Source organism: Pseudomonas sp. TJI-51 (genome assembly GCF_000190455.2).
GTDB classification, from domain to species: domain Bacteria; phylum Pseudomonadota; class Gammaproteobacteria; order Pseudomonadales; family Pseudomonadaceae; genus Aquipseudomonas; species Aquipseudomonas juntendi.
Genome location: NZ_AEWE02000113.1, coordinates 19239 through 45982, shown reverse-complemented (window position 1 = coordinate 45982; position 26744 = coordinate 19239). Strand labels below are relative to the sequence as shown.

At 61.4% G+C, this 26744-nt stretch carries 25 protein-coding genes, 2 tRNA genes and 2 pseudogenes; 17 read left to right on the top strand and 12 right to left on the bottom strand.

All coding sequences use genetic code 11. The features are described from left to right. Window positions 1-30: 30 nt before the first annotated feature. Together G1E_RS21780 and G1E_RS21775 are read right to left on the bottom strand one after the other, a co-directional pair. Entirely contained in the window at window positions 31-1137 is a 1107-nt protein-coding gene (locus tag G1E_RS21780; RefSeq protein WP_009682890.1) for a GlxA family transcriptional regulator, read from the bottom strand. 449 nt (window positions 1138-1586) lie between these two features. Next, on the bottom strand, window positions 1587-2963 hold the full coding sequence (locus tag G1E_RS21775; RefSeq protein ID WP_009682889.1) for an L-serine ammonia-lyase: 1377 nt from the start codon (window positions 2961-2963) through the stop codon (window positions 1587-1589). Between the two features lie 451 nt (window positions 2964-3414). Between G1E_RS21775 and G1E_RS21770 the strand changes: the two genes are divergently transcribed. The 3 genes from G1E_RS21770 to choV all read left to right on the top strand — a co-directional run bounded on the left by G1E_RS21770 (window position 3415) and on the right by choV (window position 6467). Beyond that, a complete protein-coding gene (locus tag G1E_RS21770) occupies window positions 3415-4362 on the top strand; it encodes a choline ABC transporter substrate-binding protein (RefSeq protein WP_009682888.1) in 948 nt (315 codons plus the stop codon). A gap of 81 nt (window positions 4363-4443) precedes the next feature. Then, window positions 4444-5292 carry a choline ABC transporter permease subunit gene (choW, locus tag G1E_RS21765; RefSeq protein WP_177329616.1) on the top strand — a complete coding sequence of 283 codons (849 nt, stop codon included), beginning with the start codon at window positions 4444-4446 and terminating at the stop codon, window positions 5290-5292. After that, the gene (gene choV / locus G1E_RS21760; protein ID WP_009682886.1) at window positions 5289-6467 is read left to right on the top strand and encodes a choline ABC transporter ATP-binding protein; all 1179 of its coding nucleotides are present in this window, start codon (window positions 5289-5291) and stop codon (window positions 6465-6467) included. The genes choW and choV overlap by 4 nt, the downstream gene beginning before the upstream one ends. 103 nt (window positions 6468-6570) lie before the next feature. Here the strand turns inward: choV and hisF are convergent, their stop codons facing one another. The 6 genes from hisF to G1E_RS21730 all read right to left on the bottom strand — a co-directional run bounded on the left by hisF (window position 6571) and on the right by G1E_RS21730 (window position 11734). Continuing rightward, entirely contained in the window at window positions 6571-7341 is a 771-nt protein-coding gene (hisF, locus tag G1E_RS21755; RefSeq protein WP_009682885.1) for an imidazole glycerol phosphate synthase subunit HisF, read from the bottom strand. Window positions 7342-7450: 109 nt separating this feature from the next. After that, window positions 7451-8182, bottom strand: a complete 732-nt coding sequence (gene hisA / locus G1E_RS21750; protein ID WP_009682884.1) for a 1-(5-phosphoribosyl)-5-[(5-phosphoribosylamino)methylideneamino]imidazole-4-carboxamide isomerase — start codon at window positions 8180-8182, stop codon at window positions 7451-7453. 114 nt (window positions 8183-8296) lie between these two features. Further along, window positions 8297-8557, bottom strand: coding sequence for a DUF2164 domain-containing protein (locus G1E_RS21745; protein WP_009682883.1), 261 nt, complete (start codon window positions 8555-8557; stop codon window positions 8297-8299). After that, entirely contained in the window at window positions 8558-9196 is a 639-nt protein-coding gene (gene hisH, locus G1E_RS21740) for an imidazole glycerol phosphate synthase subunit HisH (RefSeq protein WP_009682882.1), read from the bottom strand. Further along, a complete protein-coding gene (gene hisB, locus G1E_RS21735; RefSeq protein WP_009682881.1) occupies window positions 9197-9790 on the bottom strand; it encodes an imidazoleglycerol-phosphate dehydratase HisB in 594 nt (197 codons plus the stop codon). Window positions 9791-10072: 282 nt separating this feature from the next. Then, entirely contained in the window at window positions 10073-11734 is a 1662-nt protein-coding gene (locus G1E_RS21730) for an OFA family MFS transporter (protein ID WP_047150101.1), read from the bottom strand. Between the two features lie 252 nt (window positions 11735-11986). Between G1E_RS21730 and G1E_RS21725 the strand changes: the two genes are divergently transcribed. The 4 genes from G1E_RS21725 to G1E_RS21710 all read left to right on the top strand — a co-directional run bounded on the left by G1E_RS21725 (window position 11987) and on the right by G1E_RS21710 (window position 15732). Then, the gene (locus G1E_RS21725; RefSeq protein ID WP_009682878.1) at window positions 11987-14233 is read left to right on the top strand and encodes an AsmA family protein; all 2247 of its coding nucleotides are present in this window, start codon (window positions 11987-11989) and stop codon (window positions 14231-14233) included. Continuing rightward, entirely contained in the window at window positions 14230-15294 is a 1065-nt protein-coding gene (mutY, locus tag G1E_RS21720; RefSeq protein ID WP_009682877.1) for an A/G-specific adenine glycosylase, read from the top strand. Before G1E_RS21725 ends, mutY begins: the two co-directional genes overlap by 4 nt. After that, complete coding sequence (locus G1E_RS21715) at window positions 15294-15566, top strand: oxidative damage protection protein (RefSeq protein ID WP_009682876.1); 273 nt, start codon at window positions 15294-15296, stop codon at window positions 15564-15566. Before mutY ends, G1E_RS21715 begins: the two co-directional genes overlap by 1 nt. Before the next feature lie 90 nt (window positions 15567-15656). Continuing rightward, window positions 15657-15732, top strand: a tRNA-Phe gene (locus tag G1E_RS21710). Between the two features lie 135 nt (window positions 15733-15867). Here the strand turns inward: G1E_RS21710 and G1E_RS21705 are convergent. Next, on the bottom strand, window positions 15868-16170 hold the full coding sequence (locus G1E_RS21705) for an addiction module antidote protein (RefSeq protein ID WP_009682875.1): 303 nt from the start codon (window positions 16168-16170) through the stop codon (window positions 15868-15870). A 239-nt stretch (window positions 16171-16409) separates the two neighbouring features. On the opposite strand from G1E_RS21705, the gene G1E_RS21700 reads away from it, so the two are divergent. After that, window positions 16410-16850: a hypothetical protein gene (locus G1E_RS21700; protein ID WP_009682874.1), complete on the top strand. Its 441-nt coding sequence runs from the start codon at window positions 16410-16412 to the stop codon at window positions 16848-16850. 182 nt (window positions 16851-17032) lie between these two features. On the opposite strand, the gene gabP is transcribed toward G1E_RS21700, so the two are convergent. Next, window positions 17033-18418 carry a GABA permease gene (gabP, locus tag G1E_RS21695; protein WP_009682873.1) on the bottom strand — a complete coding sequence of 462 codons (1386 nt, stop codon included), beginning with the start codon at window positions 18416-18418 and terminating at the stop codon, window positions 17033-17035. 641 nt (window positions 18419-19059) lie between these two features. Between gabP and G1E_RS21690 the strand changes: the two genes are divergently transcribed. From G1E_RS21690 to G1E_RS21670, 5 genes are all read left to right on the top strand, one after another. Then, on the top strand, window positions 19060-19833 hold the full coding sequence (locus tag G1E_RS21690) for an ABC transporter ATP-binding protein (RefSeq protein ID WP_009682872.1): 774 nt from the start codon (window positions 19060-19062) through the stop codon (window positions 19831-19833). An 11-nt stretch (window positions 19834-19844) separates the two neighbouring features. Then, on the top strand, window positions 19845-20597 hold the full coding sequence (locus G1E_RS21685) for an ABC transporter substrate-binding protein (protein ID WP_009682871.1): 753 nt from the start codon (window positions 19845-19847) through the stop codon (window positions 20595-20597). 54 nt (window positions 20598-20651) lie between these two features. Then, entirely contained in the window at window positions 20652-21344 is a 693-nt protein-coding gene (locus G1E_RS21680) for an ABC transporter permease (RefSeq protein WP_009682870.1), read from the top strand. Next, window positions 21344-22033 (top strand): ABC transporter permease, encoded by a 690-nt coding sequence (locus G1E_RS21675; protein ID WP_047150100.1) that lies wholly within the window; start codon window positions 21344-21346, stop codon window positions 22031-22033. Before G1E_RS21680 ends, G1E_RS21675 begins: the two co-directional genes overlap by 1 nt. Before the next feature lie 126 nt (window positions 22034-22159). Continuing rightward, on the top strand, window positions 22160-23365 hold the full coding sequence (locus G1E_RS21670; protein ID WP_047150099.1) for a methyltransferase: 1206 nt from the start codon (window positions 22160-22162) through the stop codon (window positions 23363-23365). A gap of 230 nt (window positions 23366-23595) precedes the next feature. Here G1E_RS21670 and G1E_RS21665 read toward each other — a convergent pair whose 3' ends face one another. Further along, window positions 23596-23856, bottom strand: a complete 261-nt coding sequence (locus G1E_RS21665) for a DUF3077 domain-containing protein (RefSeq protein WP_009682866.1) — start codon at window positions 23854-23856, stop codon at window positions 23596-23598. Window positions 23857-24360: 504 nt separating this feature from the next. Here G1E_RS21665 and G1E_RS21660 point away from each other — a divergent pair. The 3 genes from G1E_RS21660 to G1E_RS21650 all read left to right on the top strand — a co-directional run bounded on the left by G1E_RS21660 (window position 24361) and on the right by G1E_RS21650 (window position 25539). Then, window positions 24361-24609 carry a hypothetical protein gene (locus tag G1E_RS21660; RefSeq protein ID WP_009682865.1) on the top strand — a complete coding sequence of 83 codons (249 nt, stop codon included), beginning with the start codon at window positions 24361-24363 and terminating at the stop codon, window positions 24607-24609. Window positions 24610-24707: 98 nt separating this feature from the next. Then, a tRNA-Thr gene (locus tag G1E_RS21655) sits at window positions 24708-24783 on the top strand. Between the two features lie 432 nt (window positions 24784-25215). Then, the gene (locus G1E_RS21650) at window positions 25216-25539 is read left to right on the top strand and encodes a helix-turn-helix domain-containing protein (RefSeq protein ID WP_009682074.1); all 324 of its coding nucleotides are present in this window, start codon (window positions 25216-25218) and stop codon (window positions 25537-25539) included. Here the strand turns inward: G1E_RS21650 and G1E_RS30305 are convergent. Then, window positions 25536-25887: pseudogene (locus tag G1E_RS30305) on the bottom strand (type II toxin-antitoxin system RelE/ParE family toxin). The gene G1E_RS21650 and the pseudogene G1E_RS30305 sit on opposite strands and share 4 nt — an antisense overlap. A 217-nt stretch (window positions 25888-26104) precedes the next feature. On the opposite strand from G1E_RS30305, the pseudogene G1E_RS21640 reads away from it, so the two are divergent. Further along, window positions 26105-26419: pseudogene (locus tag G1E_RS21640) on the top strand (integrase); the annotation flags it as partial. Window positions 26420-26744: the final 325 nt, after the last annotated feature.

The following is a 26744-nucleotide window of genomic DNA, read 5'->3' as shown; positions in this document are numbered from 1 at the left end:
TGGCTTGCCGGCGATAAGGCCAGTGCCGTTTCAGAGCCTTACACTGGCAAAGGTCGATTCGTTACGCGCCTGGCTCAGGGCAGCCATCGGCCCGCTGTGCGGCGACAAGGTCATGGCCTGCGGAATCGGCATCATTGCCACCTGCTGCGTGGTGTTGGAGCCCACGCGCTCATCACGCGGCGGAATGCCGAAGTACTCGCGGTAGCATTTGGAGAAGTGCGGCGTGGAGACGAAACCGCACACCGATGCCACTTCGATGATCGACATGGGTGTCTGTTTGAGCAGCTGCCGGGCACGGATCAGGCGCAGCTTCAGGTAGTAGCGCGACGGCGAGCAGTGCAGGTACTTCTGGAACAACCGCTCGAGCTGGCGCCGCGACACCGACACATACACCGCCAACTCGTCCAGGTCGATCGGCTCTTCCAGGTTGGCTTCCATTAGCGCGACAATTTCCTGCAGTTTCGGCTGGTTGGTGCCGAGCATGTGCTTGAGCGGCACGCGCTGGTGATCCTGCTCGTTGCGAATGCGCTCGTAGACGAACATTTCGGAAATGGCCGCCGACAGCTCACGGCCGTGGTCGCGGCTGATCAGGTGCAGCATCATGTCCAGCGGCGCGGTGCCGCCAGAGCTGGTGAAGCGGTTGCGGTCGAGGGTGAACAGGCGGGTACTCATGTTGACCCGCGGGTAGGCCTCCTGCATGGCGGCCAGGCATTCCCAGTGCACGCTGCAATCAAAGCCGTCGAGCAGGCCGGCGCAGGCCAAGGCCCAGCTGCCCGTGCACACGGCACCCAGGCGCCGCGACTGACGCGCCTGGGCTTGCAGCCAGGTCACGTGCTCGCGGGTAACGGTGCGCTGAATGCCTACACCACCGCAGACAATAACGGTGTCGATCGCAGGGGCGCTGTGCATGGCCGCGTCCGGGGTAATCTGCAAACCATCGCTGGCCCACACTTGGCCGCCATCGACCGTCAGCGTGTGCCAGCGGTACAGTTCGCGGCCGGACAGCTGGTTGGCCATGCGCAGGGGCTCCACAGCCGAAGCCAGGGAAATCAGGGTGAAATTGTCCAATAGAAGAAACCCGATGGACTGGGGTGCTGTGCGGTTCTGGGACGGGGTCCCGGAGGTGTAGGACGTCATCGCGGTTTCTCCTCACACAAATGCTGGATGTGCCTCAGGCGGGCACTCATTTTCTTGTTATTGCCCCCGCCACATGCCGGGGGGGTGGGTGACCATTACCTACGCAAACGCCGTGCCTGAAATTGAATGGCCATCCAAAAAAACCTGAAAACGACCCCTTTGTCAGGCAAATCATAGGCTTTGGATGTGCTGGCCAAGTTGTCTCAAACAGCCGTGCTAGGCGCCGTGCGGGTAACGGCTGAGCAGTTTGGTGACACGCCATGGGGCAGTTGCCCAGAAACGACACTGTTTAGTGTCACCGACAAGCCCCACACTGATTACGACATCCGGCAATTGGCAGATTCGAGTGCACCATAAAGGAGCATTGGCAGGCATTTTGCGCTGCCTTGAAACTCGAAGGCCTCTTGCCGGGTTCAACCGCCAAGAGGCCCTGGGTACCTACTGAAACATCAGCACTCGATGGCACTGACCGCCAGGCCACCGCGGGAGGTTTCCTTGTACTTGTCGTGCATGTCGGCCCCGGTGTCGCGCATGGTACGGATCACCTGGTCGAGGGAAATGAAGTGCTCGCCATCGCCACGCAGGGCCATTTGCACCGCGTTGATGGCTTTTACCGCAGCAATCGCGTTGCGCTCGATGCACGGCACCTGCACCAACCCGCCCACCGGGTCGCAGGTCAGCCCCAGGTTGTGCTCCAGGGCAATTTCCGCGGCGTTTTCCAGCTGCGCCGGGGTCGCGCCCAACACTTGCGCAAGACCGGCCGCGGCCATGGCGCAGGCAGAGCCGACCTCGCCCTGGCAGCCTACTTCGGCGCCGGAGATGGAGGCGTTCTTCTTGCACAGGATGCCGACCGCCGCAGCGCCCAGGAAGAAATCGGTAACACTGGACTCGTCCACCTCATCGCTGAAGCGCATGTAGTAGTGCAACACCGCCGGGATGATGCCCGCCGCGCCGTTGGTAGGCGCCGTCACCATGCGCCCGCCTGCAGCGTTCTCTTCGTTGACAGCCAGGGCGAACAGGTTGACCCACTCCATGGCGCTCATGGTCGAGCCGATCACGTTAGGCTTGCCGATTTCCTGCAGGCTGCGGTGCAGTTTGGCGGCGCGGCGGCGCACATTGAGCCCACCGGGCAACGTGCCCTCGTATTTCAGGCCGTTGTTGACGCATTCCTGCATGGCTTGCCAGAGCTTGCGCAAGCCGGCGTGAATCTCTTCTTCACTGCGCCAGACCTTTTCGTTGGCCATCATCAATTGCGACACGCTGAGGTCGTTTTGCTTGCACAGCTGCAGCAGCTCGGCGGCGCTGTTGAAATCGTACGGCAGCACCGTCTGGTCGGCATCCAGCACACCACTGGCGGCCTGCGCGGCATCCACCACAAAGCCGCCACCCACCGAGTAATAGGTGTCTCGGTGTAACTCGCCCTGCTCGCCTTCGGCAATCAAGGTCATGGCGTTGGGGTGGTAGGGCAGGTTCTCGTCCAGCAACAGCATGTCGCGCGCCCACACGAACTCGACAGGCAGGCGCCCGTCCAGCTTGAGGGTATTGGTTTCGCGCAGGTCGGCGATGCGCGGCACGATCTGGGTCGGGTCAATGGCGTCTGGCCATTCCCCCATCAGCCCCATGATGGTGGCGTTGTCGGTGCCGTGGCCGACGCCGGTGGCCGACAGCGAGCCATACAGGCGCACCTCGACCCGCCGTACCCGTTCCAACTCGCCGCGCTCGCGCAGCCCTTGGACAAACAGGGCGCCAGCACGCATGGGGCCGACGGTGTGGGAGCTGGAAGGCCCGACACCGATCTTGAACAGGTCGAACACGCTGATGGCCATTACCGAATCACCTCTTGCTGGGCTTGTCTGTGCGCGCCATGCGCACGGCGGGGTAGCTGCTAGGCTCAAGCAGGGCCGCCTTGAATTGCCAGCATCATCGGGCTTTTACCGGCCGCCTCGCCGTCTGCAACCGACGCCATTTTGTCCAGCAGCGCCGCACCGGTTTTACCGGGGGAATGGGCCCGACACGCCGTTTTCCATCGGCCTGGTGACGCAAAAATGCGGGCGAGGGGTTGGAAAAATCCATAAGCGACATCGCCCATACTGGATACGACCCGTTCCGTACTAGATACGACCCTACCAGTAGGCGATTGCCCGGCGGTGGAGGATTATCGAAAGCGACTCGTAAAGCACGGCCACGCATCCTGCCCTCTGCAGGCCTGGTCGACCGGACCGTCAGAACGTTCGGCGACCCACGCGAACCCGAAGACAAAATCTCAGGAGTCCACCCATGAAAGGTACACCCTCGCTGTTGCTGGTTGCGTTGCTGTCCGCACCGTTGCTGGCTCAGGCCGCCGAGCCCGAGCAGTGCCAGACGGTCCGTTTCTCCGATGTCGGCTGGACCGACATCACGGTCACCACTGCGACCACCAGCGTTGTGCTCGAAGCACTGGGTTACAAAACCCACACCACCATGATCTCGGTACCGGTGACCTACAAGTCGCTGGCTACCGGCAAGGACCTGGATGTGTTTCTCGGCAACTGGATGCCGACCATGGAAAACGATATCAAGCAGTACCGCGACGCCGGCACTGTGGACACCGTGCGCGCCAACCTGGAAAACGCCAAGTACACCCTGGCCGTGCCCCAGGCGCTGTATGACAAGGGCCTGAAGGATTTCAGCGACATTGCCAAGTTCAAGCAGGAGCTGGGCGGCAAGATCTACGGCATCGAACCCGGCAACGATGGCAACCGCACCATCCAGAGCATGATCGACAAGAACGCCTTCGGCCTGAAAGACGCCGGCTTCAAGCTGGTGCAGTCCAGCGAGGCCGGCATGCTGTCGCAGGTCGACCGGGCGCAGAAGCGTGGCGAAGCCATGGTGTTCCTGGGCTGGGAACCGCACCCGATGAACACCCGCTTCAAGATGCAGTACCTGACCGGCGGGGACGATTACTTCGGCCCCGACTTCGGCAAGGCGACCGTATACACCAACACCCGCAAAGGCTACGTGCAGGAGTGCAGCAACGTTGGCCAACTGCTGAAGAACCTGTCGTTCGAGCTCAAGGATGAAAGCACCATGATGGGCTACGTCCTGGACGACAAGATGAAGCCCGAGGCCGCTGCCAAGAAATGGCTCAAGGACAACCCAGGCAAGCTGGACACCTGGCTGGCCGGCGTGACTACCGTGGATGGCAAACCCGGCCTGGAGGCGGCCAAGGCCAAGCTGACGCAATAACGCAATTCGCCATAGCGCTACCTCGGGGCAAGACCGTGCCTGCCCCGGGTTGAGTTCAATCTATGCAGGTGGAAGCTCGCTATCATGCTTATCGATCAGAAAATACCGCTGGGTCAGTACATCGCCTCGTTCGTTGAATGGCTGACCCTGCACGGCGCGAATTTCTTCGACGCCATCGCACAGGGCCTGGAGTTCATGATCCACGGCGTCACCAGTGCCTTGACCTGGTTCAACCCGTTCGTCCTCACCGCCCTGTTCGCCGCCCTGGCGCACCTCATCCAGCGTAAATGGTCGCTGACCGCATTCGTCGCCCTGTCGTTCCTGTTGATTCTCAACCTGGGTTACTGGCAGGAAACCATGGAAACCCTGGCACAAGTGACCTTCGCCACCGTGGTGTGCGTGGCCATCGGTGTGCCGCTGGGCATCGTCGCCGCGCACAAACCCATGTTCTACACCGCCATGCGCCCGGTGCTCGACCTGATGCAAACGGTACCCACCTTCGTGTACCTGATCCCCACCCTGACGCTGTTCGGCCTGGGCGTGGTGCCAGGGCTGATCTCGACCGTGGTGTTCGCCATTGCCGCCCCTATCCGCCTCACCTATCTGGGCATCTGCGACGTACCGCAGGAGCTGATGGACGCCGGCAAGGCGTTTGGCTGCTCGCGCCGCCAACTGCTCACCCGTATCGAACTGCCGCATGCGATGCCCAGCATCGCCGCCGGCGTTACCCAGTGCATCATGTTGTCGCTGTCGATGGTGGTGATCGCCGCCCTGGTCGGCGCTGACGGCCTGGGCAAACCTGTGGTCAACGCACTGAACACCGCCGATATTTCCCTGGGCTTCGAAGCGGGCCTGGCGATCGTGCTGCTGGCGATCATGCTCGACCGTATCTGCAAGCAACCGGAACTGCCGGTAAGGGGTGAAGCATGAGCATCATTCGTTTCGAAGACGTCGACGTCATTTTCTCCAACAAGCCACGCGAGGCGCTGGCACTGCTGGACAAAGGCCAGACTCGCGAGCAGATCCTCAAGCAGACCGGCCTGGTGGTGGGCGTCGAAAAAGCCAACCTGGACATCCAGAAGGGCGAGATCTGCGTGTTGATGGGCCTGTCCGGTTCGGGCAAGTCGAGCCTGCTGCGCTGCATCAACGGCCTGAACACCGTCAGCCGCGGCAAGCTGTTTGTCGAACATGAAGGCAAGCACATCGACATCGCCCACTGCACCCCGGCCGAGCTGAAAATGATGCGCACCAAGCGCATTGCCATGGTGTTCCAGAAGTTCGCCCTGATGCCCTGGCTGACGGTACGCGAGAACATCAGCTTTGGCCTGGAAATGCAGGGCCGGCCAGAAAAGGAACGGCGCAAACTGGTCGACGAGAAGCTTGAGCTGGTGGGCCTGACCCAGTGGCGCAACAAGAAGCCGGACGAACTGTCGGGCGGCATGCAGCAACGTGTTGGCCTGGCCCGCGCGCTGGCGATGGACGCCGACATCCTGCTGATGGACGAACCCTTCTCGGCACTGGACCCGCTGATCCGCCAGGGCTTGCAGGACGAACTGCTGGGCCTGCAGGCAAAACTGAGCAAGACCATCGTATTCGTCAGCCATGACCTGGACGAGGCGTTGAAGCTGGGTAGCCGTATCGCGATCATGAAAGATGGCCGGATCATCCAGTACAGCAAGCCGGAAGAAATCGTGCTAAACCCGGCCGACGAGTACGTGCGTACCTTCGTCGCCCACACCAACCCGCTAAACGTACTTTGCGGCCGCAGCCTGATGCGCAGCCTGGACAACTGCAAACGGGTCAATGGTTCGGTGTGCCTCGACCCGAGCGGCGACTCGTGGCTGGACCTGGGCGAAGGCAACTCGATCAAGCGCGCACGCCAAGGGCAAAACGGCCTGGAGATGCAGCAATGGGCGCCGGGGCAGTCGGTGGAAGGCCTGGGGCGTCGGCCGACGCTGGTGCATGCGGACATCGGCATGCGTGAAGCGCTGCAGATTCGCTACCACACCGGCAACAAGCTGGTGCTGCAGGAGAACGACAAACTGGTGGGGATTCTGGGGGATACCGAGCTGTATCACGCATTGCTTGGCAAGAACCACGGGTGATGCAATTGGGGCCGCGCTGCGGCCCTTTCGCGGGCACGCCCGCTCCCACAGTGTAGGAGCGGGCGTGCCCGCGAAGGGCTGCCAAGCAGCCCCAATCAATATTTCAGCGAACGACGATCCCGCGCGCTGCCATGTAGGCCTTGGCCTCCGGCACCGTGTACTCGCCAAAGTGGAAAATGCTGGCCGCCAACACCGCGCTGGCATGCCCTTGCAGAATACCGTCAGCCAGGTGCTGCAGGTTACCCACCCCCCCCGAGGCAATCACTGGAATACCCAGCGCATCGCTGATGGCCCGGGTAACACCCAGGTCGAAGCCGCTCTTCATGCCGTCCTGGTCCATGCTGGTCAGCAGAATCTCGCCGGCACCCAGGCCCTCCATCTTCTTCGCCCATGCCACCGCATCCAGCCCGGTCGGCTTGCGCCCACCGTGGGTGAAGATTTCCCAGCGGGGTTCTTCACCCGGCCCGGACACCTTCTTGGCGTCGATGGCCACGACAATGCACTGCGAGCCAAAACGGTCTGCCGCCTCGCCCACGAACTCCGGGTTGAACACCGCGGCGGTGTTGATCGACACCTTGTCTGCCCCGGCATTGAGCAGGTTGCGGATGTCCTGCACGGTACGCACGCCACCGCCCACGGTCAGCGGGATGAACACCTGGCTGGCCATGCGCTCGACGGTATGCAGGGTGGTATCGCGGCCATCGACGCTGGCTGTGATGTCGAGGAAAGTGATTTCGTCGGCACCCTGCTCGTTGTAGCGACGGGCAATTTCCACCGGGTCGCCGGCATCACGGATGTTCTCGAACTTGACGCCCTTGACCACCCGGCCGTTGTCCACGTCCAGGCAAGGGATGATGCGTTTAGCTAAAGCCATGGAAGCTCCTGGGGGCAGCTGCAAGCTTCAAGCGGCAAGCTGCAAGATAAAGCAGTACGCGGTCCGGCTTTTCTCTTGCAGCTTGCAGCTTGCAGCTTGCCGCTCCTATTCAATAGTTGTCGCAGAAGGCCTGGGCCTCGGCCACGTCGAGGGTGCCTTCGTAGATGGCACGGCCGGTGATGGCGCCGATGATGCCGGGAGCCTTGGCGTCCAGCAGAGCCTTGATGTCACCCAGGTTGTGAATGCCGCCCGAGGCAATTACCGGAATCGAGGTGGCTTCGGCCAATGCCTTGGTGAATGGCACGTTGCAGCCTTGCATCATGCCGTCCTTGGCGATGTCGGTGTAGACGATCGCCGAAACGCCATCGGCCTCGAAACGCTTGGCCAGGTCGATGACCTGCACCGAGCTGACTTCGGCCCAGCCGTCGGTGGCGACGAAGCCGTCCTTGGCATCCAGGCCAACGATGACCTTGCCCGGGAAGGCCTTGCACGCCTCGGCGACGAACGCTGGCTGCTTGACCGCCTTGGTGCCGATGATCACATAGCTGACGCCAGCCTTGACGTAGTGCTCGATGGTTTCCAGCGAACGAATGCCGCCGCCGATCTGAATCGGCAGGGTGGGGTAGCGCTTGGCAATGGCAGTGACCACTTCACCGTTGACCGGCTGGCCTTCGAAGGCGCCGTTGAGGTCGACCAGGTGCAGGCGGCGGCAGCCACCCTCGACCCACTTGGCGGCCATGCTCACCGGGTCGTCGGAGAATACCGTGGAGTCTTCCATACGGCCCTGGCGCAGGCGCACGCAGGCACCGTCCTTCAGATCGATAGCGGGGATAATCAGCATGCTCTTTCCTTCGTCAATTCAAGCGGCAAGTTGCAAGCGACAAGCTGCAAGCAATGCGCGTCGTGTATTCGATAGGCGATCCAGCTTCGGCTTGCAGCTTGAAGCTTGCAACTTTCAGCTTTTTTCAAGCGCCCACAGATCGCTTTCGATGCTCTCGAACCGCTCCTTGAGGTGCAGCTGAACATCGGCAATCGCCCTGTTGTAGTAATGGGGTGCAATTTCTTTGCTGAACAGCTCAAGGACCTCAGCCACCTCGAAAGACCCCAGCTCCAGCTCGAAACGGTCTTCGAGGAAGCGTTTGAGCGTAGCGAGCGCGTCGCGCTCCTGCTCAGGGGCCAGGGTGATGATCGGGGCCTTGGTCTTTGACCTGCTCATTTACCAACGCCCGTCCCAGGCGACGAAATTCTGCAGCAGCTGCAGGCCATGGGTATGGCTTTTCTCTGGGTGGAACTGCACGGCGAAGCGCGAGCCATCGGCCAGTGCGGCAGCGAAATCGACGCCGTAGTGGCCACGGCCGACCACCTGGCCCGGCTTGCCGGCATTGATGTAGTAGCTGTGCACGAAATAGAAACGTGCGCGGTCCGGAATGTCGTGCCACAGCGGGTGGTGGATGGTCTGGCTGACTTCGTTCCAGCCCATGTGCGGCACCTTCAGGTGCTCGCCGTCTTCTTGCAGGTCTTTGCCGAAGAAGCGCACCTGGCCGGGGAACAAACCGATGCAGTCGACGCCGGTGTTCTCCTCGCTGTGTTCGAGCAGTGCCTGCATACCCACGCAGATGCCCAGGAACGGCCGGTCCTGGCTGACTTCGCGCACCAGGCTGTCGAAGCCCAGGCGGCGGATTTCGGCCATGCAGTCGCGAATCGCACCTACCCCAGGGAACACCACGCGATCCGCCTCGCGGATGACCGCCGCATCACTGGTAACCAGCACTTTACCGGCACCGACGTGCTCGAGTGCCTTGGCCACCGAGTGCAGGTTGCCCATGCCATAGTCGATTACGGCTACCGTCTGCATTTACAGGCACCCTTTGGTGGACGGCATCTGGCCGGCCATGCGCTCGTCCAGGGTGACCGCCATGCGCAGGGCACGGCCGAACGCCTTGAACACGGTTTCGATTTGGTGGTGAGTGTTGTGGCCACGCAGGTTGTCGATGTGCAGGGTAACCAGGGCGTGGTTGACGAAGCCCTGGAAGAACTCCTGGAACAGGTCGACATCGAAGCCGCCGACGCTGGCCCGGGTATACGGCACATGCATTTGCAGGCCTGGGCGGCCCGAGAAGTCGATGACCACGCGCGACAGCGCTTCGTCCAGCGGCACGTAGGCGTGGCCGTAGCGGAAGATGCCCTTCTTGTCACCGATGGCCTGGGCGAATGCCATGCCCAGGGTGATGCCAACGTCTTCGACGGTATGGTGGTCGTCGATATGGGTGTCACCCTTGCACTCGATATCCAGATCGATCAGCCCGTGGCGGGCGATCTGGTCCAGCATGTGTTCCAGGAAAGGCACACCGATATCGAATCGGGCCTTGCCACTGCCATCGAGGTTGATCGAGCACTTGACCTGGGTTTCCAGGGTATTGCGCTCGACGGAAGCCTTACGTTCGACCATCACCAGCTCCGCAAAATCATTGGGCGAAAAGGGTGCCATTATAGGCCCAGAACGCGCCAGCTTGAAACGCGGATGACATATGGCAAAGCGAGCAATGACGGGGGGTTGATAGCGCTACAGGTCTATACAACCGAGGGAAGGGGGCTGCTTTGCAGCCCATCGCGACACAAGGCCGCTCCTACAGGGCCACACCGTGCTCAAAGCGTAGGGTGGGCCTGTGGGAGCTGGCTTGCCGGCGATAGGGCCGGTACAGCCGGCAAATTCAGCCGGCTGTATCACTCATCAATGGAACAGTACCGCCGTCTTCTGCAGGGTAATCCACACCCCCCAGGCCAACGGCACGACCACCACTGCCCAGGCCAGCAGCACCAGTGGCAGGCTACCCGGCGCGGCTTTCCACTCCAGCGAGCGTGCGCCATCGGCGCCCTTGTCATGGCTCAACGCCCGCTCGGCCGCCAGCTCGGCATCGCTCATGAAGTGCTTGTCGGCAACCGGCCGCACCAGCATGTTGCAGATAAAGCCCAGCACCAGCAGCCCGGCAAGGATATACAGCGTCATGTCATAGGCTGCTGCGCGTTCTACCCCGGCTGCCAACTGCGACTCGCGCAGGTAGGTGATCAGCACCGGCCCCAGCACCCCTGCAGCCGCCCAGGCGGTCAGCAGGCGCCCATGAATGGCACCGACCATCTGCGTACCGAACAGGTCGGCCAGGTACGCCGGCACCGTGGCGAAGCCACCGCCATACATCGACAGGATGATGCAGAACGCCGCCACGAACAGCGCCACATTGCCCAGGTGGCCCATGTTCGGCACCAGGCTGTACAAGCCCACGCCCAAGGCAAAGAAAGCGAAGTAGGTGTTCTTGCGCCCGATGTAGTCTGAGAACGATGCCCAGAAGAACCGGCCACCGATGTTGAACAGGCTCAGCAGGCCGGTGAAGCCGGCGGCGATCGCGGCGATCTGCGCCAGCTGCGCGGCGTTCAGCTCGCTGAAGGTGAGCTCGTTGCCCAGCAGCTTGCCAGCGAACACTTCCTGCAGCAGCGGCGAAGCCATGCCGATGATACCGATGCCGGCAGACACGTTCAGGCACAGCACCAGCCAGATCAGCGCAAATTGCGGGGTTTTCCACGCCACGCTGACGTGCACGTGGCGGTCGGTGACCATGGTGTTGCCGGCTTTTTTCAGCGGCGCAGTCCAGCCTTCAGGCTTCCAGCCGGTGGGCGGCACGCGGTAGGCCAGGGCGCCGGCAGTCATGAACACGAAGTAGATCGCCGCCATGGCAACGAAGCTCTGCCACACCCCCACTTCCTGCGCGTTGCCAAAGTGGCCCATCAGTGCGGTGGCCAGTGGCGCACCGACCATGGCGCCGCCGCCAAAGCCCATGATGGCCATGCCGGTAGCCATGCCGCGCTTGTCCGGGAACCATTTGATCAGGGTCGACACCGGCGAGATATACCCCAGCCCCAGGCCGATACCGCCGATCACCCCAGAACCCAGCCACATCAGCCACAGTTGGTGGGTTTTGACCCCAATGGCCGAAATCAGCATGCCGCCACACCAGCACAGCGCCGATACCAGGCCGGCCTTGCGTGGGCCGGCGTGCTCCAGCCAGCCACCCAGCACGGCCGCCGAGCAGCCCAGGAAGACGAAGAACAGGGTGTAGATCCAGCTCAGCATGGAAATCGGCCAGTCGCATTCGGCGCTGAACAGGCGGGCCACGAAGCCCATGTCGGCCGCGCACGCCACTGGGGCGGTGATACCCAGGGCTTGCGACAGTGGCAGCCAGAACACCGAGAAGCCATAGGCCATGCCGATACACAGGTGAATGGCCAGGGCAGCTGGCGGAACCAGCCAACGGTTGAAGCCCGGGCGGGCGATGATGCGCTCCTTCGACAGGAAGCCTGGCGTACTCGCCGGGGCGCCCGTCGTGACGGTACTGGTCATGAACGTGATCCTTTTCTTATAGGGTGAGGGCAGGCAAAGCGGCGCAAGGTTAGCAGGATCGAGTCGCGTGAAAGCAATCTGATATCGTGTTTTTTTTGCTTGGCTGAATCGATCATGTCCCCCTTTTGAAGCCGTACTACCGACTAAAAGCGTAGGAAATATCCTGCATCTCTGGTCGAATACGCAGGGATATCCATGGCGGCGCTATACTCAGCCGCTTGAATTTCAAAATCGGACTACAAGGATTCGCCCATGAAAGCGTTCGGCAAAATCCTGGGACTGGGGCTTCTCGGGTTGCTGCTGATCATCGTGGCGCTGGGCTTCGCCCTGACCCACCTATTCGATCCCAACGACTATAAAGACGAGATTCGCCAACTGGCGCGCGACAAGGCACATGTCGAACTGACCCTCAACGGTGATATCGGCTGGAGCCTGTTCCCATGGCTGGGCCTGGAGCTGCACGAGGCCAGCATCGCCACCCTGGCCAAACCCAAAGAGCCGTTCGCCGACCTGCAGATGCTCGGCTTGTCGGTACGGGTACTGCCGCTGCTGCGCCGCGAGGTGCAAATGAGCGACGTGCGCGTCGAGGGCCTGAACCTGACCCTGGCCCGTGACGAACAAGGCCATGGCAACTGGGAAGACATTGGCAAGCCGCTGCCTGCGCAGCCTGGCACTGCCACCGACGCGCCGGCCCAGGCCCCCTCCGAGCAGAAACCCGCGGCCGCCGACGGCAACGAACGCCCTGTCAAGCTGGACATCGACAGCCTGACCGTCAACAACGCCCGGGTGCAGTACACCGACGCCAAGACCGGCCAGAGCTACAGCGCCGAAAGCATCCAGCTGAGCACCGGCCCCGTGCATGAAGGCGCGAACATCCCGCTCAAGGCCAGTGCTTTTGTCAGTGCCAACCAGCCGAATATCAAAGCCCGCACCGAGCTGGCCGGCGAACTGCGTTTCGACCGCAAGCTCAAGCGCTACAACTTCGAGGACATGCGCCTGTCGGGCGAAACTTCGGGTGAACCGACCGGCGGCAAAACGGTGGCCTTCGTTGCCCAAGGCCAGCTGCTGGTCGACATGGCCGCCAATGTCGCCTCCTGGAACGGCCTGAAAGTCTCGGCCAACCAACTGCGCGCCCTGGGTGAACTGAACCTGCGCGACCTGGACAAGACCCCCCAGTTGAGCGGCGGCCTGTCCATTGCCCAGTTCGACCTGCGCACCTTCCTGGACGGCATCGGCCACCCGCTGCCGGCAACCAACGACCCGGCAGCCTTCGGCAAGCTGGAGCTGGTGACCCGCCTGCAAGGCACACCCAGCAGCCTGAGCCTGGATGACCTGGCGGTGAAGCTGGACGACAGCTCGTTCAGCGGCCGCGTCGCCATCGAAGACTTCGCCAAGCAAGCCCTGCGCCTGCAGCTGAAAGGCGACAGCTTCGACGCCGACCGCTACCTGCCAGCCAAGAGCGAACAAGCCAAAGGCGCCACGGCGGCGCGCCAGGCCGAGGTCAAGCAACAGGAAGCCAGCGCGGTTGCCGGTGCCGGCACCACACCGCTGCCCAACGCACCGACCCAGGTAGCCTGGAGCGATGACAAGCTGCTGCCGGTCGACCGCCTGCGTACGCTGGACCTGCAGGCCGAGCTGGCCTTTGGCTCGCTGACCCTCGACAAACTGCCGATCGTCGACGCCCAGCTCAAGGCCAGCGGCCAGGGCGGCCTGTTGACCCTGCAAACCCTGCGCGGCGGCCTGTACAACGGCACCTTCGACGCCAAGGGCACGGTCGATGTGCGCCCTGCCGTGCCACAGCTGGGGGTCAGCACCCGCATCCAACGGGTGCCGGTGGAGCACTTCATCAAGGCCGACGGCAAGGAGCAGGCACCACCGGTCAAGGGCCTGCTGACCCTGACCAGTGATCTGACCGCCACCGGCAACAGCCAGAAGGCACTGGTAGACACGCTCAATGGCAGTGCAAACTTCACCATCAACGACGGTGTGCTGGTCAATGCCAACCTTGAGCAGCAACTGTGCCAGGCCATCGCCACCCTCAACCGCAAAACCCTCACCGGTGAGCCACGCGGCAAGGACACCCCGTTCCAGGAACTGCGTGGCAGCCTGGTGGTGCGCAATGGCGTTGCCAGCAACCCGGACCTCAAGGCACGCATCCCGGGCCTGACCGTGAACGGCCATGGCGACCTCGACCTGCGTGTACTGGGTATGGACTACAACATCGGCGTGATCGTCGAAGGCGACCAGCGTGCCATGCCGGACCCGGCCTGCCAGGTCAACGAGCGCTATGTGGGGGTTGAAGTACCGCTGCATTGCCGCGGCCCGCTGGAGCTGGGCGCCAAGGCCTGCCGCCTGGACCAGAACGGCCTGGGCAAGGTCGCAGCCAAGCTGGCCGGTGACCGCCTCAAAGACAAGATCGACGAAAAACTCGATGAAAAACTCGGAGACAAAGTGAGCCCGGAATTGAAAGACGCGCTCAAGGGGCTGTTCAAGCGATGACCCCCGAGCAGTTCTCCAGCGCTGTGCTGGACTGGTACGACGAACACGGCCGCCACGACCTGCCCTGGCAACAGGGCATAACCCCGTACCGGGTGTGGGTGTCGGAAATCATGTTGCAGCAAACCCAGGTCAGCACCGTACTGAACTACTTCGACCGCTTCATGCAGGCGCTGCCGACCGTGCAGGCGCTGGCCGAAGCGCCCGAAGACGAAGTGCTGCACCTGTGGACCGGGCTGGGTTACTACACCCGCGCCCGCAACCTGCAAAAAGCCGCGAAGATCGTCGTGGCGCAACATGGTGGCGAGTTCCCGCGCAGTGTCGAGCAGCTCACCGAGCTGCCCGGTATCGGCCGCTCCACGGCCGGTGCCATCGCCAGCATCAGCATGGGCATCCGCGCGCCGATCCTCGACGGCAACGTCAAGCGCGTGCTGGCCCGCTTCACCGCCCAGGGCGGCTACCCGGGCGAACCGAAGGTGGCCAACCAGCTGTGGGCCACGGCCGAGCGTTTTACCCCGCAGCAGCGCGCCAACCACTACACCCAGGCCATGATGGACATGGGTGCCACGCTGTGCACGCGCAGCAAGCCCAGTTGCCTGATCTGCCCGCTGCAACGTGGCTGCGAAGCCCACCTGCACGGTGAAGAAACCCGCTACCCCGAACCCAAACCGCGCAAGGCGCTGCCGCAGCGCCGCACGCTGATGCCACTGCTGGCCAACCACGAGGGCGCCATTCTGCTTTATCGGCGCCCGTCCAGCGGCCTGTGGGGTGGCTTGTGGAGCCTGCCAGAGCTGGACGACATCGCCCAACTCGACGACCTGGCCTACCAGCACGGTTTGCGCCTGGCCGGCAGCCAGGCCATGGATGGCCTGACCCACACCTTCAGCCACTTCCAGCTGGCGATCGAGCCCTGGCTGGTGCGTGTCGCGCCGCTTGGCGAGCACGTGGCCGAGGCTGACTGGCTCTGGTATAACCTCGCCACCCCGCCGCGCCTGGGCCTTGCCGCCCCGGTGAAAAAACTGCTTAAGCGCGCGGCCGACGAACTGATTGCAGGAGATGCCTGATGACCCGCACCGTGATGTGCCGCAAATACCAAGAAGAACTGCCAGGCCTGGAACGCCCGCCCTACCCCGGCGCCAAGGGCCAGGACATCTTCGAACACATCTCGCAGAAAGCCTGGGCCGACTGGCAGAAGCACCAGACCATGCTGATCAACGAGAAGCGCCTGAACATGATGAACGCCGAGGACCGCAAATTCCTCCAGGCTGAAATGGACAAGTTTTTCGCCGGTGAGGAATACGCCCAGGCGGAAGGCTACGTGCCACCCTCGGAATGACCCCACGAACCGTAAGCGACGGAATTAATTTAAAATTTTTTGAAAAAGTCGTTGACGGCCCGGGAGAAAATCTATTTAATTCACCTCGTCGCCCAGATAGCTCAGTCGGTAGAGCAGAGGATTGAAAATCCTCGTGTCGGCGGTTCGACTCCGTCTCTGGGCACCACCTTCAAGCTTCTGGTGGTTGCAAAGTTACCCGAAGCGACAACAAGAAACCCGCCTAGTGCGGGTTTTTTGTTGTCTGCGGTTTTTGCTCAAGCTTTGGCAGCTAAAGCATTTCGCCGCCAAGGCCCCATAAGCTTTACCCCACTGAGCGTGGCAGCACTTCGGCATGGAGCCGAACGCCAAGCGCCGCCATTACCTTCATGATGGTCGCCAGGCTCGGATTACCTTCAGCAGACAAAGCCTTGTACAACCCTTCCCGCGTGAGCCCAGTATCACGTGCCAACTGAGCCATACCACGAGCGCGAGCGATATCACCCAAGGCAGCAGCGAGCAGTGCAGGGTCGTTTTCCTCCAGACAGGCCTCAAGGTACAAGGCCATGTCCTCTTCAGTTTTCAAATGGTCCACAGCGTCCCATTTGGTCAGTTTGATGCTTGTCATGATGATCTCCTAGAGGTCACGAGCCAGCTTGAGCGCAGATTTGATATCCCTGGCTTGGCTAGATTTGTGCATGAAGGAAATGTAAACCACAGTTCACACTACAGACAATGTGTAGCTGTTTCGAACTGTTTGTGCGGGGGGGGCCTGCCCTGCCCCCTCCAGCAGCTGCACTTGGGTTTCCTGGGCAACTGCGCTTCAATACGCGCACCTACCGAACACACCCAAGGATTCAAGCCCTCATGGCCACCCCTACCAAGCAACAAAAACGCGCCAAGCGTGCCGCCAGCAAGGCCAAGCAGAACCGCATGGTACGCAGCGGGCAGGCGGTCAAGGCCAGTGCCGGTGACAGCGCCAGCGTCGAGCAGGTGTACAACAAGGCGATGGAGTCGGGCAGCTACGACGCCATGTTCACCAAGATGAAGGAAGCACAGGAGAGCGGCGGCCTGGTGCCGATGATTTCGGTATTCCTGGTAGACCCGCTTCTGGCGCTGGTTCTCAAGGGGCACAAGGAAGAACACGCCACCGACTATATCGTGCTGGTGTTCACCGCCTACCGCGCGTGGCTCGACGGCGCCGATGAAGAGGCGACCATGGCCTGGCTGGAGAGCGATGAGTTCCAGGCGGCCTATGTAGCGGCCTCCGAGCTGGTGGCCAAGCAGCAGCAAAAACAGTTTGGCTGACAGGGCCATGTAGCCTGTACCGGCCTCTTCGCGGGCTCGCCCGCTCCCACAGGTCAAGCACAAGCCCGAGGGCAACGCCGCCCCTGGTGGGAGCGGGCATGCCCGCGAAAGGGCCGGCCCAGGCAACAAACAAGGCCGCGCCCCCTCTCAGGACGCGGCCTTTTCAGTGCAGCCAGCGTGGATCAGTTATCCAGCGCCACCCGCCCGGCAGCTTCACGCTTGCGGTGCACCAGCAAGCCAGCCGCTACCACACCAATGCTCAGCAGCGCCGTTGCGATAATCTCGGCACGGTGGTCCTCGCGCAGGGCCATCACCACCAGAATCGCCACGATGAAGGCAATGGTCGCCCAGGTCAGGCCCGGGAACAGCCACATCTTGAAGGTGATCTTCTCACCACGGGCCTCACGCTGTGCGCGCATGCGCAGTTGCGACACGGCAATCACCAAGTACACCAGCAGCGCAATCGCACCCGAACTTGCCAGCAGGAACTCGAACACCTGGGCCGGGGCCACGAAGTTGGCGAACACGCACAGGAACGCTGCAGCCGTGGACAGCAATACCGCCACATGCGGCGTAGCGGCCTTGGTGGTGCGCTGGGCAACAGCCGGGGCATCACCGCGCTTGCTCAGCGAGAACAGCATGCGCGAAGAGGTGTACAGCGCCGAGTTCAGGCAACTGGTCACCGCAACCAGCACCACGATGTCGACGATCAACTTGGCATTCGGCACGCCGATGCGGCTGAGCACGGTCTGGTAGGAACCGGTTTCGGCCAGCGCCGGGTCGTTCCACGGCACCAGAGCCACCACCAGGAAGATCGAAACCAGGTAGAACAGGCAGATACGCCAGATCACCGAATTGGTCGCGCGGCTGATCTGCTTGCCTGGGTCTTTAGATTCGGCAGCGGCGATAGTGACGATTTCCGTACCCATGAACGAGAACATGGTGGTGAGCATGGCCGCCAGCACCGCACCCAGGCCGTTCGGCATGAAGCCTTGGGTATCGAACAGGTGGCTGGCACCGCTGACCTGGCTATTGGGCACAAAGCCGAACATGGCCGCGCAACCCACAGCAATGAAGCCGATGATGGCCAGCACTTTCAACAGGGCGAACCAGAACTCGAACTCACCGTAGTTCTTCACGCTGCATAGGTTGGTCAGGGTCAGCGCCAGGGTGATGACCAGGGAGAAGGCCCACAGGTCTACAGCCGGGAACCAGGCATGCAGAATGGCCGCAGCGGCGTTGGCCTCAAGCGGGATCACCAGCACCCAGAACCACCAGTACAACCAGCCGATGGTGAAGCCGGCCCAGCGCCCGATGGCACGGTCGGCATAAGTAGAGAACGAACCGGTGTCAGGCGAGGCGACTGCCATTTCGCCCAACATGCGCATTACCAGCACCACCAGCGTACCGGCGGCGGCATAGGCCAGCAGCACGGCCGGGCCGGCGGCCGCGATGGCGTGGCCAGAGCCTACGAACAGGCCGGCACCGATGACGCCAGCGATGGACAGCATGGTCACATGCCGTTGTTTGAGCCCCTGAGCGAGGTCATTGGTATTGTTACCGCTCATTGAAACTACCTTTGTAAGGAGTGGACCACTCCGACTGCGGTTACGGAGCGCGCCTGGGGTTGGACTAGGCGTCGCTGCAATCGGCGGTTTCCTGCTGGCAATAAGCGCGCCAGGTGCGCACTGCATTCGTCAGAATGCTCGCAGGGCCTTGCACGGCATGGTTTGGAGGGCATTCGGCCAGGAAGTGACCAAAAGGCCGTTAATAAGGCAGATTACTGAAATACCCACTTACAAACGCACCAAAGGTGCCCCTCGGTAACACCCGTGCACCGCTGCAATGCAAAAAAGTGCAACCCACAGGTACAACCAGAAACGCCGGACAGGCCTTCGCGGTCAAACCCGCTGCTGCGAGGGGCGCGGAACCTGGAACGTCGGGTTTACTGGCGAATGGTCTAAAACCGCTTCCATGAGCTGGCCAAAGCTGGCACCATCGCGCCTTTTTTCATCAAGGCACTGGTGCTGGGCGACACCTTCGCAGACATCTGCGCGACGTTACGCTGTAGCGATGCGACAAACTGCCCCACCAGCGCCCACAGTCCCCGGCGACCCTGTTGGCCGTCATAATGCCGCTATGCTAGCTTGGCGCACGCCAGGAAGGCCGCCAACAGCTGGGAACGCACCCGTACACATGAGGACCGCACATGGCTCAGGCCACGCCCGCGCTGGAAATCCGCAATCTGCACAAACGCTACGGCGAGCAGGAAATTCTCAAGGGTATTTCGCTGACCGCTCGCGACGGTGACGTGATCTCCATCCTGGGGTCGTCAGGCTCCGGCAAGTCCACCCTGCTGCGCTGCATCAACCTGCTCGAAAACCCGCACCAGGGCGAAATCCTGGTCGCTGGCGAAAGCCTCAAGCTCAAGGCCGCCAAAAACGGCGACCTGATCGCCGCCGACAACCGCCAGATCAACCGCCTGCGCAGCGAAATCGGCTTTGTCTTCCAGAACTTCAACCTGTGGCCGCACATGTCGATCCTCGACAACATCATCGAGGCGCCACGCCGTGTACTCGGCCAAAGCAAGGCCGAGGCTGTAGAAGCCGCCGAAGCGCTGCTGAACAAGGTCGGCATATACGACAAACGCCACAGCTACCCCGCCCAGCTTTCCGGTGGCCAGCAACAGCGCGCCGCCATTGCCCGTACCCTGGCCATGAAGCCCAAGGTCATCCTGTTCGACGAGCCAACCTCGGCGCTCGATCCGGAAATGGTCCAGGAAGTGCTTAACGTTATCCGCGCACTGGCCGAAGAAGGCCGTACCATGCTGCTGGTGACGCACGAGATGAGCTTCGCCCGCCATGTGTCCAGTGAAGTCGTCTTCCTGCACCAGGGCCTGGTAGAAGAGCAGGGATCGCCGCAACAGGTCTTCGAAAACCCGACCTCGGCGCGTTGCAAGCAATTCATGTCCAGCCACCGCTAACGGAGCAATACATGCACACCTACAAGAAGTTTCTCCTGGCAGCTGCTGCCACGCTGGTGATGTCGGCGAACGCCATGGCCGCAGAAAAACTGCGCATGGGTATCGAAGCCGCCTACCCACCGTTCAACAACAAGGATGCCAGCGGTAATGTGGTCGGCTTCGACAAGGACATCGGCGACGCCCTGTGCGCCAAGATGAAGGTCGAGTGCTCGGTCGTGACCTCCGACTGGGACGGTATCATTCCGGCCCTGAACGCCAAGAAGTTCGACTTCCTGGTGTCGTCGTTGTCGATTACCGACGAGCGCAAGCAGGCTGTCGATTTCACCGACCCGTACTACTCCAACAAGCTGCAGTTCATCGCACCGAAGAACGTCGACTTCAAGACCGACAAGGCCTCGCTCAAGGGCAAGGTCATCGGCACCCAGCGCGCCACCCTGGCCGGCACCTACCTTGAAGACAACTACCCGGGCGTAGACGTCAAACTCTACGACACCCAGGAAAACGCCTACCTGGACCTGGTGTCCGGCCGCATCGACGGCATCCTGGCCGACAAGTACGTGCAGTACGAGTGGCTGAAAAGCAAAGACGGCTCCAACTTCGAGTTCAAGGGCGAGCCGGTGATGGACAGCGACAAGATCGGCATTGCCGTGCGCAAGGGTGACACCCAGCTGCGCGACAACCTGAACAAGGCCCTGGCAGAAATCAAGGCCGACGGCACGTACAAGAAGATCAACGACAAGTACTTCCCGTTCAGCATCGAATGATCCGCCCTGACCTGCGCGCCCCCGCGGCGCGCAAGTCCCTAGAATGACCTGCCCATGAATATCGACCTGCACGGATTCGGTCCGGCCATGATGGCCGGCACCCTGATGACCGTAAAACTGGCGCTATGCGCCTTGCTGCTGGGCCTGGTTTTGGGCCTGCTTGGCGCCCTGGCCAAGACCTCTTCGATCAAGCCGCTGCAATGGCTTGGCGGTTTCTACTCGACCCTGGTGCGCGGCGTGCCCGAGCTGCTGTGGGTACTGCTTATCTATTTCGGCACCGTCGGGCTTATGAACACCCTCGGCGAAGCCCTGAACATGCCCGGCCTTGAGCTCAGCGCCTTCGCTGCGGGGGTGATTGCCCTGGGCCTGTGCTTCGGCGCCTACGCCACCGAAGTGTTCCGCGGGGCGATCCTGGCGATCCCCAAGGGCCACCGTGAAGCCGGCCTGGCGCTGGGCCTGTCCAAAGGCCGCATCCTGTCGCGGATCATTCTGCCGCAGATGTGGCGCATCGCCCTGCCCGGCCTCGGCAACCTGTTCATGATCCTGATGAAAGACACCGCCCTGGTGTCGGTGATCGGCCTGGAAGAAATCATGCGCCACGCGCAAATCGGCGTGACCGTGACCAAGGCACCGTTCACCTTCTACATGGTCGCGGCCTGCATCTACCTGAGCTTGACGGTCATCGCCATGACTGGCATGTACTTCCTGGAAAAACGCGCCGCTCGCGGCTTTGCGAGGGCCGAATAATGAACTGGGAAGTCATCTTCAAATGGCTGCCACGCCTGGCTGAAGGCGCCGTGCTGACCCTGGAGCTGGTGGCCATTGCGGTGGTTGCCGGGTTGATCCTGGCCATCCCCCTGGGCATCGCCCGTTCCTCGCGCCACTGGTATGTGCGCGCAGTGCCGTTCAGCTATATCTTCTTCTTCCGTGGCACGCCGCTGCTGGTACAGCTGTTCCTGGTGTACTACGGCCTGGCGCAGTTCGATGCCGTGCGCTCCAGCGCGCTGTGGCCGTACCTGCGCGATCCGTTCTGGTGCACGGTGCTGACCATGACCCTGCACACGGCGGCCTATATTGCCGAGATCCTGCGTGGCGCCCTGCAATCGATACCCAAGGGCGAGATCGAGGCGGCACGGGCCCTGGGCATGTCGCGGGGCAAAACGCTGTTCTACATCATGCTGCCGCGCGCTGCGCGCATCGGCCTGCCGGCGTACAGCAACGAAGTGATCCTGATGCTCAAGGCCAGTGCCCTGGCCAGTACCGTGACCCTGCTGGAACTGACCGGCATGGCCCGCACCATCATCGCGCGCACCTCCCTGCCAGTGGAGATATTCTTCGCGGCCGGGGTGTTCTACCTGGCGATCTCGTTCTTGCTGGTGCAGGGCTTCAAGCTGCTGGAGCGCTGGCTGCGCGTGGATGCCAGCCAGGGCCGCTGATCGCTCACTGACTGCTTCGCGGGCACGCCCGCTCCCACAAGGTATAGCGCCATATTCAAGGCTGGCGCTGTACTTGTGGGAGCGGGCGTGCCCGCGAAGGCCCTTAAAACCTACACACATCTACCCATGGCCAACTACCTCCACAGCGACCAGCTAAGCACCCGCTTCCAGGCCCTCGACCAGTTCCTGATCGAGCACCAACAGCTGTGGAAACCGCGCCCCTTCACCACCCTGCAACTGGACTGGGAAACCACCCACCCCGAGCTTGCCGCCCACTTGCGCAAGTCCTCTCTGGCAGATGCAGAACACCCCGACGCTGCCGATTTGTTGCCGGCCCCGTTCCCGCAACTGGCCCGGCAAGCCGAACAGCTATCCGCCCTGGGCAACCTCCCGGCGACCGACCTGCCCCCCGCCGCCCACCGCTTGGACGTAGCGGTCCCCGGCCGCAAGTGGCAGCAGATCGAAGCCTTCGCCAGCCACCTGGCCTTCCGCAACCAGCCCCGCCACTGGCTGGACTGGTGCTCGGGCAAAGGCCACCTCGGCCGCCGCCTGCTGCAACCTGGCCAGCAGCTGACCTGCCTGGAATACGATGCCGAACTGGTCGCCGCTGGCCAAGCCCTGAGTGCGCACCATCACCTGCCAGCCGTGCACGTACACCAAGACGTGATGGCCGACGACAGCGCCCGCCATCTTGATGGTGCAAAAAGCGTGGTTGCCCTGCACGCCTGTGGCGACCTGCATGTACGCCTGTTGCAGCTGGCCAGCCAGCTAGGCTGCCGGCAACTGGCCGTGGCGCCGTGCTGCTACAACCGGATCGCGCTGCAGCAGTACCAGGCGTTATCCACAGCCGCGCAAGCCTCCCGCCTGCAACTGTCGCTGGACGACCTTGCCCTGCCCCTGAGCGAAACCGTGACAGCCGGCGCCCGCGTGCGGCGCCAGCGCGACGCCTCCATGGCCCGCCGCCTCGGTTTCGACTTGCTGCAACGCCAGCAGCGGCAACATGACGAATACCTGCCCACACCTTCCCTGCCAGTGGCCTGGCTGGAGAAACCCTTCGAGCACTACTGCCGTGACCTGGCGCAGCTCAAAAACCTGCCGCTAAGCGGCAACCCTGATTGGGCAGCGCTGGAAGCCGCAGGCTGGCAACGCCTGGCCGAGGTACGCAACCTGGAGCGGGTGCGTAACCTGTTCCGCCGGCCGTTGGAGCTGTGGCTGGTGCTTGATCGCGCCCTCTTCCTGAAAGAGCAGGGTTTCGACGTGCGGCTGGGGCTTTTCTGCGACTATCCACTGACCCCACGCAACCTGTTGATCCTCGCTGAACGCGACCGTTAGCCGCAGCACAACCTGTGGATAACTCTGTGAACAAGCTTGTGATTACCTGTTGGAGCCAAGCGCTATTTCAAACACCTGGCTTATTCCGCGGCGCTCCTGCAGCCCAGCAAAAACAGGCATTTGCGCAAAGACAGGCGGTGTAGCGATGCGGCATGGCTTTCGCTAAAGCTGCGAATGCCACTTGTGCATAAACATTTCTTGTGGTTAGCGCAGGGAGCGTTTGCGGGGCCCTAGTGCGCCTTGTTCTTGGCGATCTCGATATCGTTCATCAGCGCCTTGGCCATGTCGCACAGGTAATCGGCAGCACCCAGGAATTTATGGTCGTCTTCCATATCGCCCTCACGGACCAAGTGCTTGATGTAGCCCATCAGGATGGAGACATGCTCGTAGGCGGCATCGACCGGGATACCGGGCTCGACGCGGAGCAGATTGAGGGAGGGGTTGCCGGCGGGGAGGAAGGTTTCTATGCCTGCGGTGGTGATAATTTTCAAGTTTCAAACTCCTATATTCCTCAAGGAGTTACCGCCTTCAGTCTTTCTCACGGATTGAAAGGCGGCAACCGTGCGCAGGGTGAGAAACCGAGTGAATATAGGAAGCCTCGGCCAGACCGAAGTCTGCCCGCGCACGGTCGCCATTACGGGCCGCTAGATTCGTAATCGGGTTCTCACACCCGGTCGCCTGAGCGACCCGGAAACGTTATCCGTGAGCCATTTCCCCGACAACAGCGATACTTCGGCGGCGCGCGTAGGATACGTCTGAAGCCTACAGATCCTGAAGCCTTCAGGTCCCAGGTTCAGAATTTTCGTACCTGCAGGCTGATCGATAACTGTAGGAGCGGGTTCACCCGCGAAGAGGCCCTCCCAGGCAATCCCATGCTAAATCCACCTACATCGGTGTATCATCCGCGCCCCAAATCATTAAAAAGTGAATCGCGCGCTGCCCAGCGGCCCTGCGATCTTCTGGCATTGCGCCAGATTCGACATTGGACCCACCCCATGCCACTAACCAAGCCCCTCGCCCTGCTCAGCTTCGCCCTGGCCCTGACGGCCTGCTCCCAACACCCAGCGTCGCACCCCAGCGACAACCTGGGCTGGAACCACCCCGGCATGCAGCTGGGCGGTGACAACGGTCTGCCCATGCGCACCGAAAGCCCCTGCCGCAAGCGCGGCTGCGACAACGACAAGCTGTTTTTCAACCCAGGTAAAAGCGAGCCAAGCGTCACCACCCTGCACCGCGGCTGGTAAGAAATTTCTTCTTTTAGGTCGGTGACTTAGCTCTTTTACGAACAATCGCAACGAAGTGGTTTACAGACGCCAACCGATCGCTATAATGACGCCCCATTGCCGGTATAGCTCAGATGGTAGAGCAACTGACTTGTAATCAGTAGGTCCCGGGTTCGATTCCTGGTGCCGGCACCATACGCAGTACTCAAAAGGCTCACCGCAAGGTGGGCCTTTTTTGTTTCCAGCCCACGCCCCAGAGCGCCGCTCAACTCGCTTGATGCAGGAGCAACTGTCTTTCTCAAAATTTGAAAAGCCTGTGCGATTCATTGTGGGAGCGGGCTTGCCCGCGAAGCAGGCGACGCGGCGTCTGGCACCCTCTCCGCCGGTGCTCGCGGGCCGCTCCTTCGGGCGGTGTGTATCGGGCGGTGCCGAGCCGCAGATATGTGCCCACCACCCACCAATGTAGGACCCTTGCCTCGCGATGGGCTGCGCAGCATCCCCAGCAATCTCAAGTGGCGCATTCTCTGACCATCAAGAAAAGTCCCCACACACAAACGCTTTGACTTGCCCATCGAGCCCACCTAAGATTTTATCGTAAATTTTAGATATTTCTGCTGAGGCAAGCCCATGCCGCTTCAATTCCACGAAAGCCCCTTCCACGCCACCCACGATGCAGAAACGGCCAGCAAAATGGCCTTAAAAATGGACCTTTCCATCTTCATTACCGACTGCATCAAAAAAATGGGCCTCAAACAACACGAGGCGGCCGCCAGGCTGAACGTAACCCAGTCCCGGGTATCCGAGTTGGCTAATGGCAAAATCGAGAAATTCACTTTGGACGCCATGATGGACATGCTGGACAAGCTTGGCTTTCGCACCAGCCTGAACCTTCCCACAGACGATGGCAGTTCACCTCCCCAGATCGTGATCACTCAAGCGCCGGGCGGCTAAATCCTGTACCCCATCTTGCGCAACTCGTGCTTGAGCTCCTTCATACGCTCTTGGGCGACCTGCATCGCGTGCCGGTCGGACCTGTTGGTCGTTTTTACGAACGAATGCAGCACGACGACCATGTCCGCGAACTTGGCCACATACACGCATCGGAATGCCGGGCTGCCGTTTATGATGAGCTCGATCGCCCCCCGCCCCTACTGATTCCGTCAATGACTTGAACGGCCGAACAGGGTCCTGGCCATACTGAATGCGCCGCAGGTCCTTGCCGAAATCGTCCTGAACGTCCTTGGGCAGTTCTTTGTACTCACGCTCCGCGGCTGCACTTACAAAGGCAAATTTTTTCAATGGTCTACCCACGGCGAGATAGTGAGTTTGGGGGGCGGCATCGTTGCCAGAGGGAGGGGAATTTAGCGCAGTCGCTTGCAGTTGGTGGGAATAGAAATGTTGCGCGGTTTAAGCTTGAAATATCGTGTTGCGTCCCACCTGCTGAAACGAGTTCGATCTGTAACTCGGCAACTTGAGGTGGCCTGAATGTGGCGTTCGTACAGGATGCCAAACTGTGAAAACGATTTCCGCGAACCGGGTGAATGCGGCATACGGGGCGATGGACTACGACACCTAAGTGGATATCTGCGGCCACGGGTTCCGAGCCATGGCGTGCAGTGCGCTGGTCGAGTCCGGGCTGTGGGAGAAGGCTATCGAACGGCAGATGAGCCACAAGGAACGCAACAACGTGCGCGCCGCCTATACCCACAAGGTCGAGTTCCTCGAAAAGCGCCGGATGATCATGACCTGGTGGAGCCGGTTTCTGGGGGCGAACCGCGAGGACCATGTGACGCCGCATGAGTTTGCCAAGCAGACAGGCGAGAACGTCACGAGTAAAACTCAAAATCCCCAACCTTCACGCACTATAATGAGAGACGCAAAGATCTCTCGTTACCTTAAACGGACGGCTATATATAAAACGATAGCTTTAGAGATATTTCGATTTACCACTACAAATAAATCATAGATTTTCAATGGCATATATTAATATTCGACTCCTGGTGCCGCACCATACGCAGTACTCAAAAGGCTCACCGCAAGGTGGGCCTTTTTTGTTTCCAGCCCACGCCCCAGAGCCCCGCTCAACTCGCTTGATGCAGGAGCAACTGTCTTTCTCAAAATTTGAAAAGCCTGTGCGATTCATTGTGGGAGCGGGC

Coding starts and splice junctions, on each gene's coding strand:
- hisA (WP_009682884.1), bottom strand. CDS start 8,182: ATGCTGATTATCCCCGCTATCGATCTGAAGGACGGTGCCTGCGTGCGC.
- G1E_RS21670 (WP_047150099.1), top strand. CDS start 22,160: ATGGCCAACTACCTCCACAGCGACCAGCTAAGCACCCGCTTCCAGGCC.
- G1E_RS21775 (WP_009682889.1), bottom strand. CDS start 2,963: ATGGCCATCAGCGTGTTCGACCTGTTCAAGATCGGTGTCGGGCCTTCC.
- G1E_RS21680 (WP_009682870.1), top strand. CDS start 20,652: ATGAATATCGACCTGCACGGATTCGGTCCGGCCATGATGGCCGGCACC.
- hisH (WP_009682882.1), bottom strand. CDS start 9,196: ATGCAGACGGTAGCCGTAATCGACTATGGCATGGGCAACCTGCACTCG.
- G1E_RS21715 (WP_009682876.1), top strand. CDS start 15,294: ATGACCCGCACCGTGATGTGCCGCAAATACCAAGAAGAACTGCCAGGC.
- mutY (WP_009682877.1), top strand. CDS start 14,230: ATGACCCCCGAGCAGTTCTCCAGCGCTGTGCTGGACTGGTACGACGAA.
- G1E_RS21685 (WP_009682871.1), top strand. CDS start 19,845: ATGCACACCTACAAGAAGTTTCTCCTGGCAGCTGCTGCCACGCTGGTG.
- G1E_RS21770 (WP_009682888.1), top strand. CDS start 3,415: ATGAAAGGTACACCCTCGCTGTTGCTGGTTGCGTTGCTGTCCGCACCG.
- G1E_RS21705 (WP_009682875.1), bottom strand. CDS start 16,170: ATGACAAGCATCAAACTGACCAAATGGGACGCTGTGGACCATTTGAAA.
- G1E_RS21690 (WP_009682872.1), top strand. CDS start 19,060: ATGGCTCAGGCCACGCCCGCGCTGGAAATCCGCAATCTGCACAAACGC.
- hisB (WP_009682881.1), bottom strand. CDS start 9,790: ATGGTCGAACGTAAGGCTTCCGTCGAGCGCAATACCCTGGAAACCCAG.
- G1E_RS21780 (WP_009682890.1), bottom strand. CDS start 1,137: ATGACGTCCTACACCTCCGGGACCCCGTCCCAGAACCGCACAGCACCC.
- G1E_RS21700 (WP_009682874.1), top strand. CDS start 16,410: ATGGCCACCCCTACCAAGCAACAAAAACGCGCCAAGCGTGCCGCCAGC.
- gabP (WP_009682873.1), bottom strand. CDS start 18,418: ATGAGCGGTAACAATACCAATGACCTCGCTCAGGGGCTCAAACAACGG.
- G1E_RS21745 (WP_009682883.1), bottom strand. CDS start 8,557: ATGAGCAGGTCAAAGACCAAGGCCCCGATCATCACCCTGGCCCCTGAG.
- choV (WP_009682886.1), top strand. CDS start 5,289: ATGAGCATCATTCGTTTCGAAGACGTCGACGTCATTTTCTCCAACAAG.
- G1E_RS21675 (WP_047150100.1), top strand. CDS start 21,344: ATGAACTGGGAAGTCATCTTCAAATGGCTGCCACGCCTGGCTGAAGGC.
- G1E_RS21725 (WP_009682878.1), top strand. CDS start 11,987: ATGAAAGCGTTCGGCAAAATCCTGGGACTGGGGCTTCTCGGGTTGCTG.
- hisF (WP_009682885.1), bottom strand. CDS start 7,341: ATGGCTTTAGCTAAACGCATCATCCCTTGCCTGGACGTGGACAACGGC.
- G1E_RS21730 (WP_047150101.1), bottom strand. CDS start 11,734: ATGACCAGTACCGTCACGACGGGCGCCCCGGCGAGTACGCCAGGCTTC.
- G1E_RS21650 (WP_009682074.1), top strand. CDS start 25,216: ATGCCGCTTCAATTCCACGAAAGCCCCTTCCACGCCACCCACGATGCA.
- G1E_RS21660 (WP_009682865.1), top strand. CDS start 24,361: ATGCCACTAACCAAGCCCCTCGCCCTGCTCAGCTTCGCCCTGGCCCTG.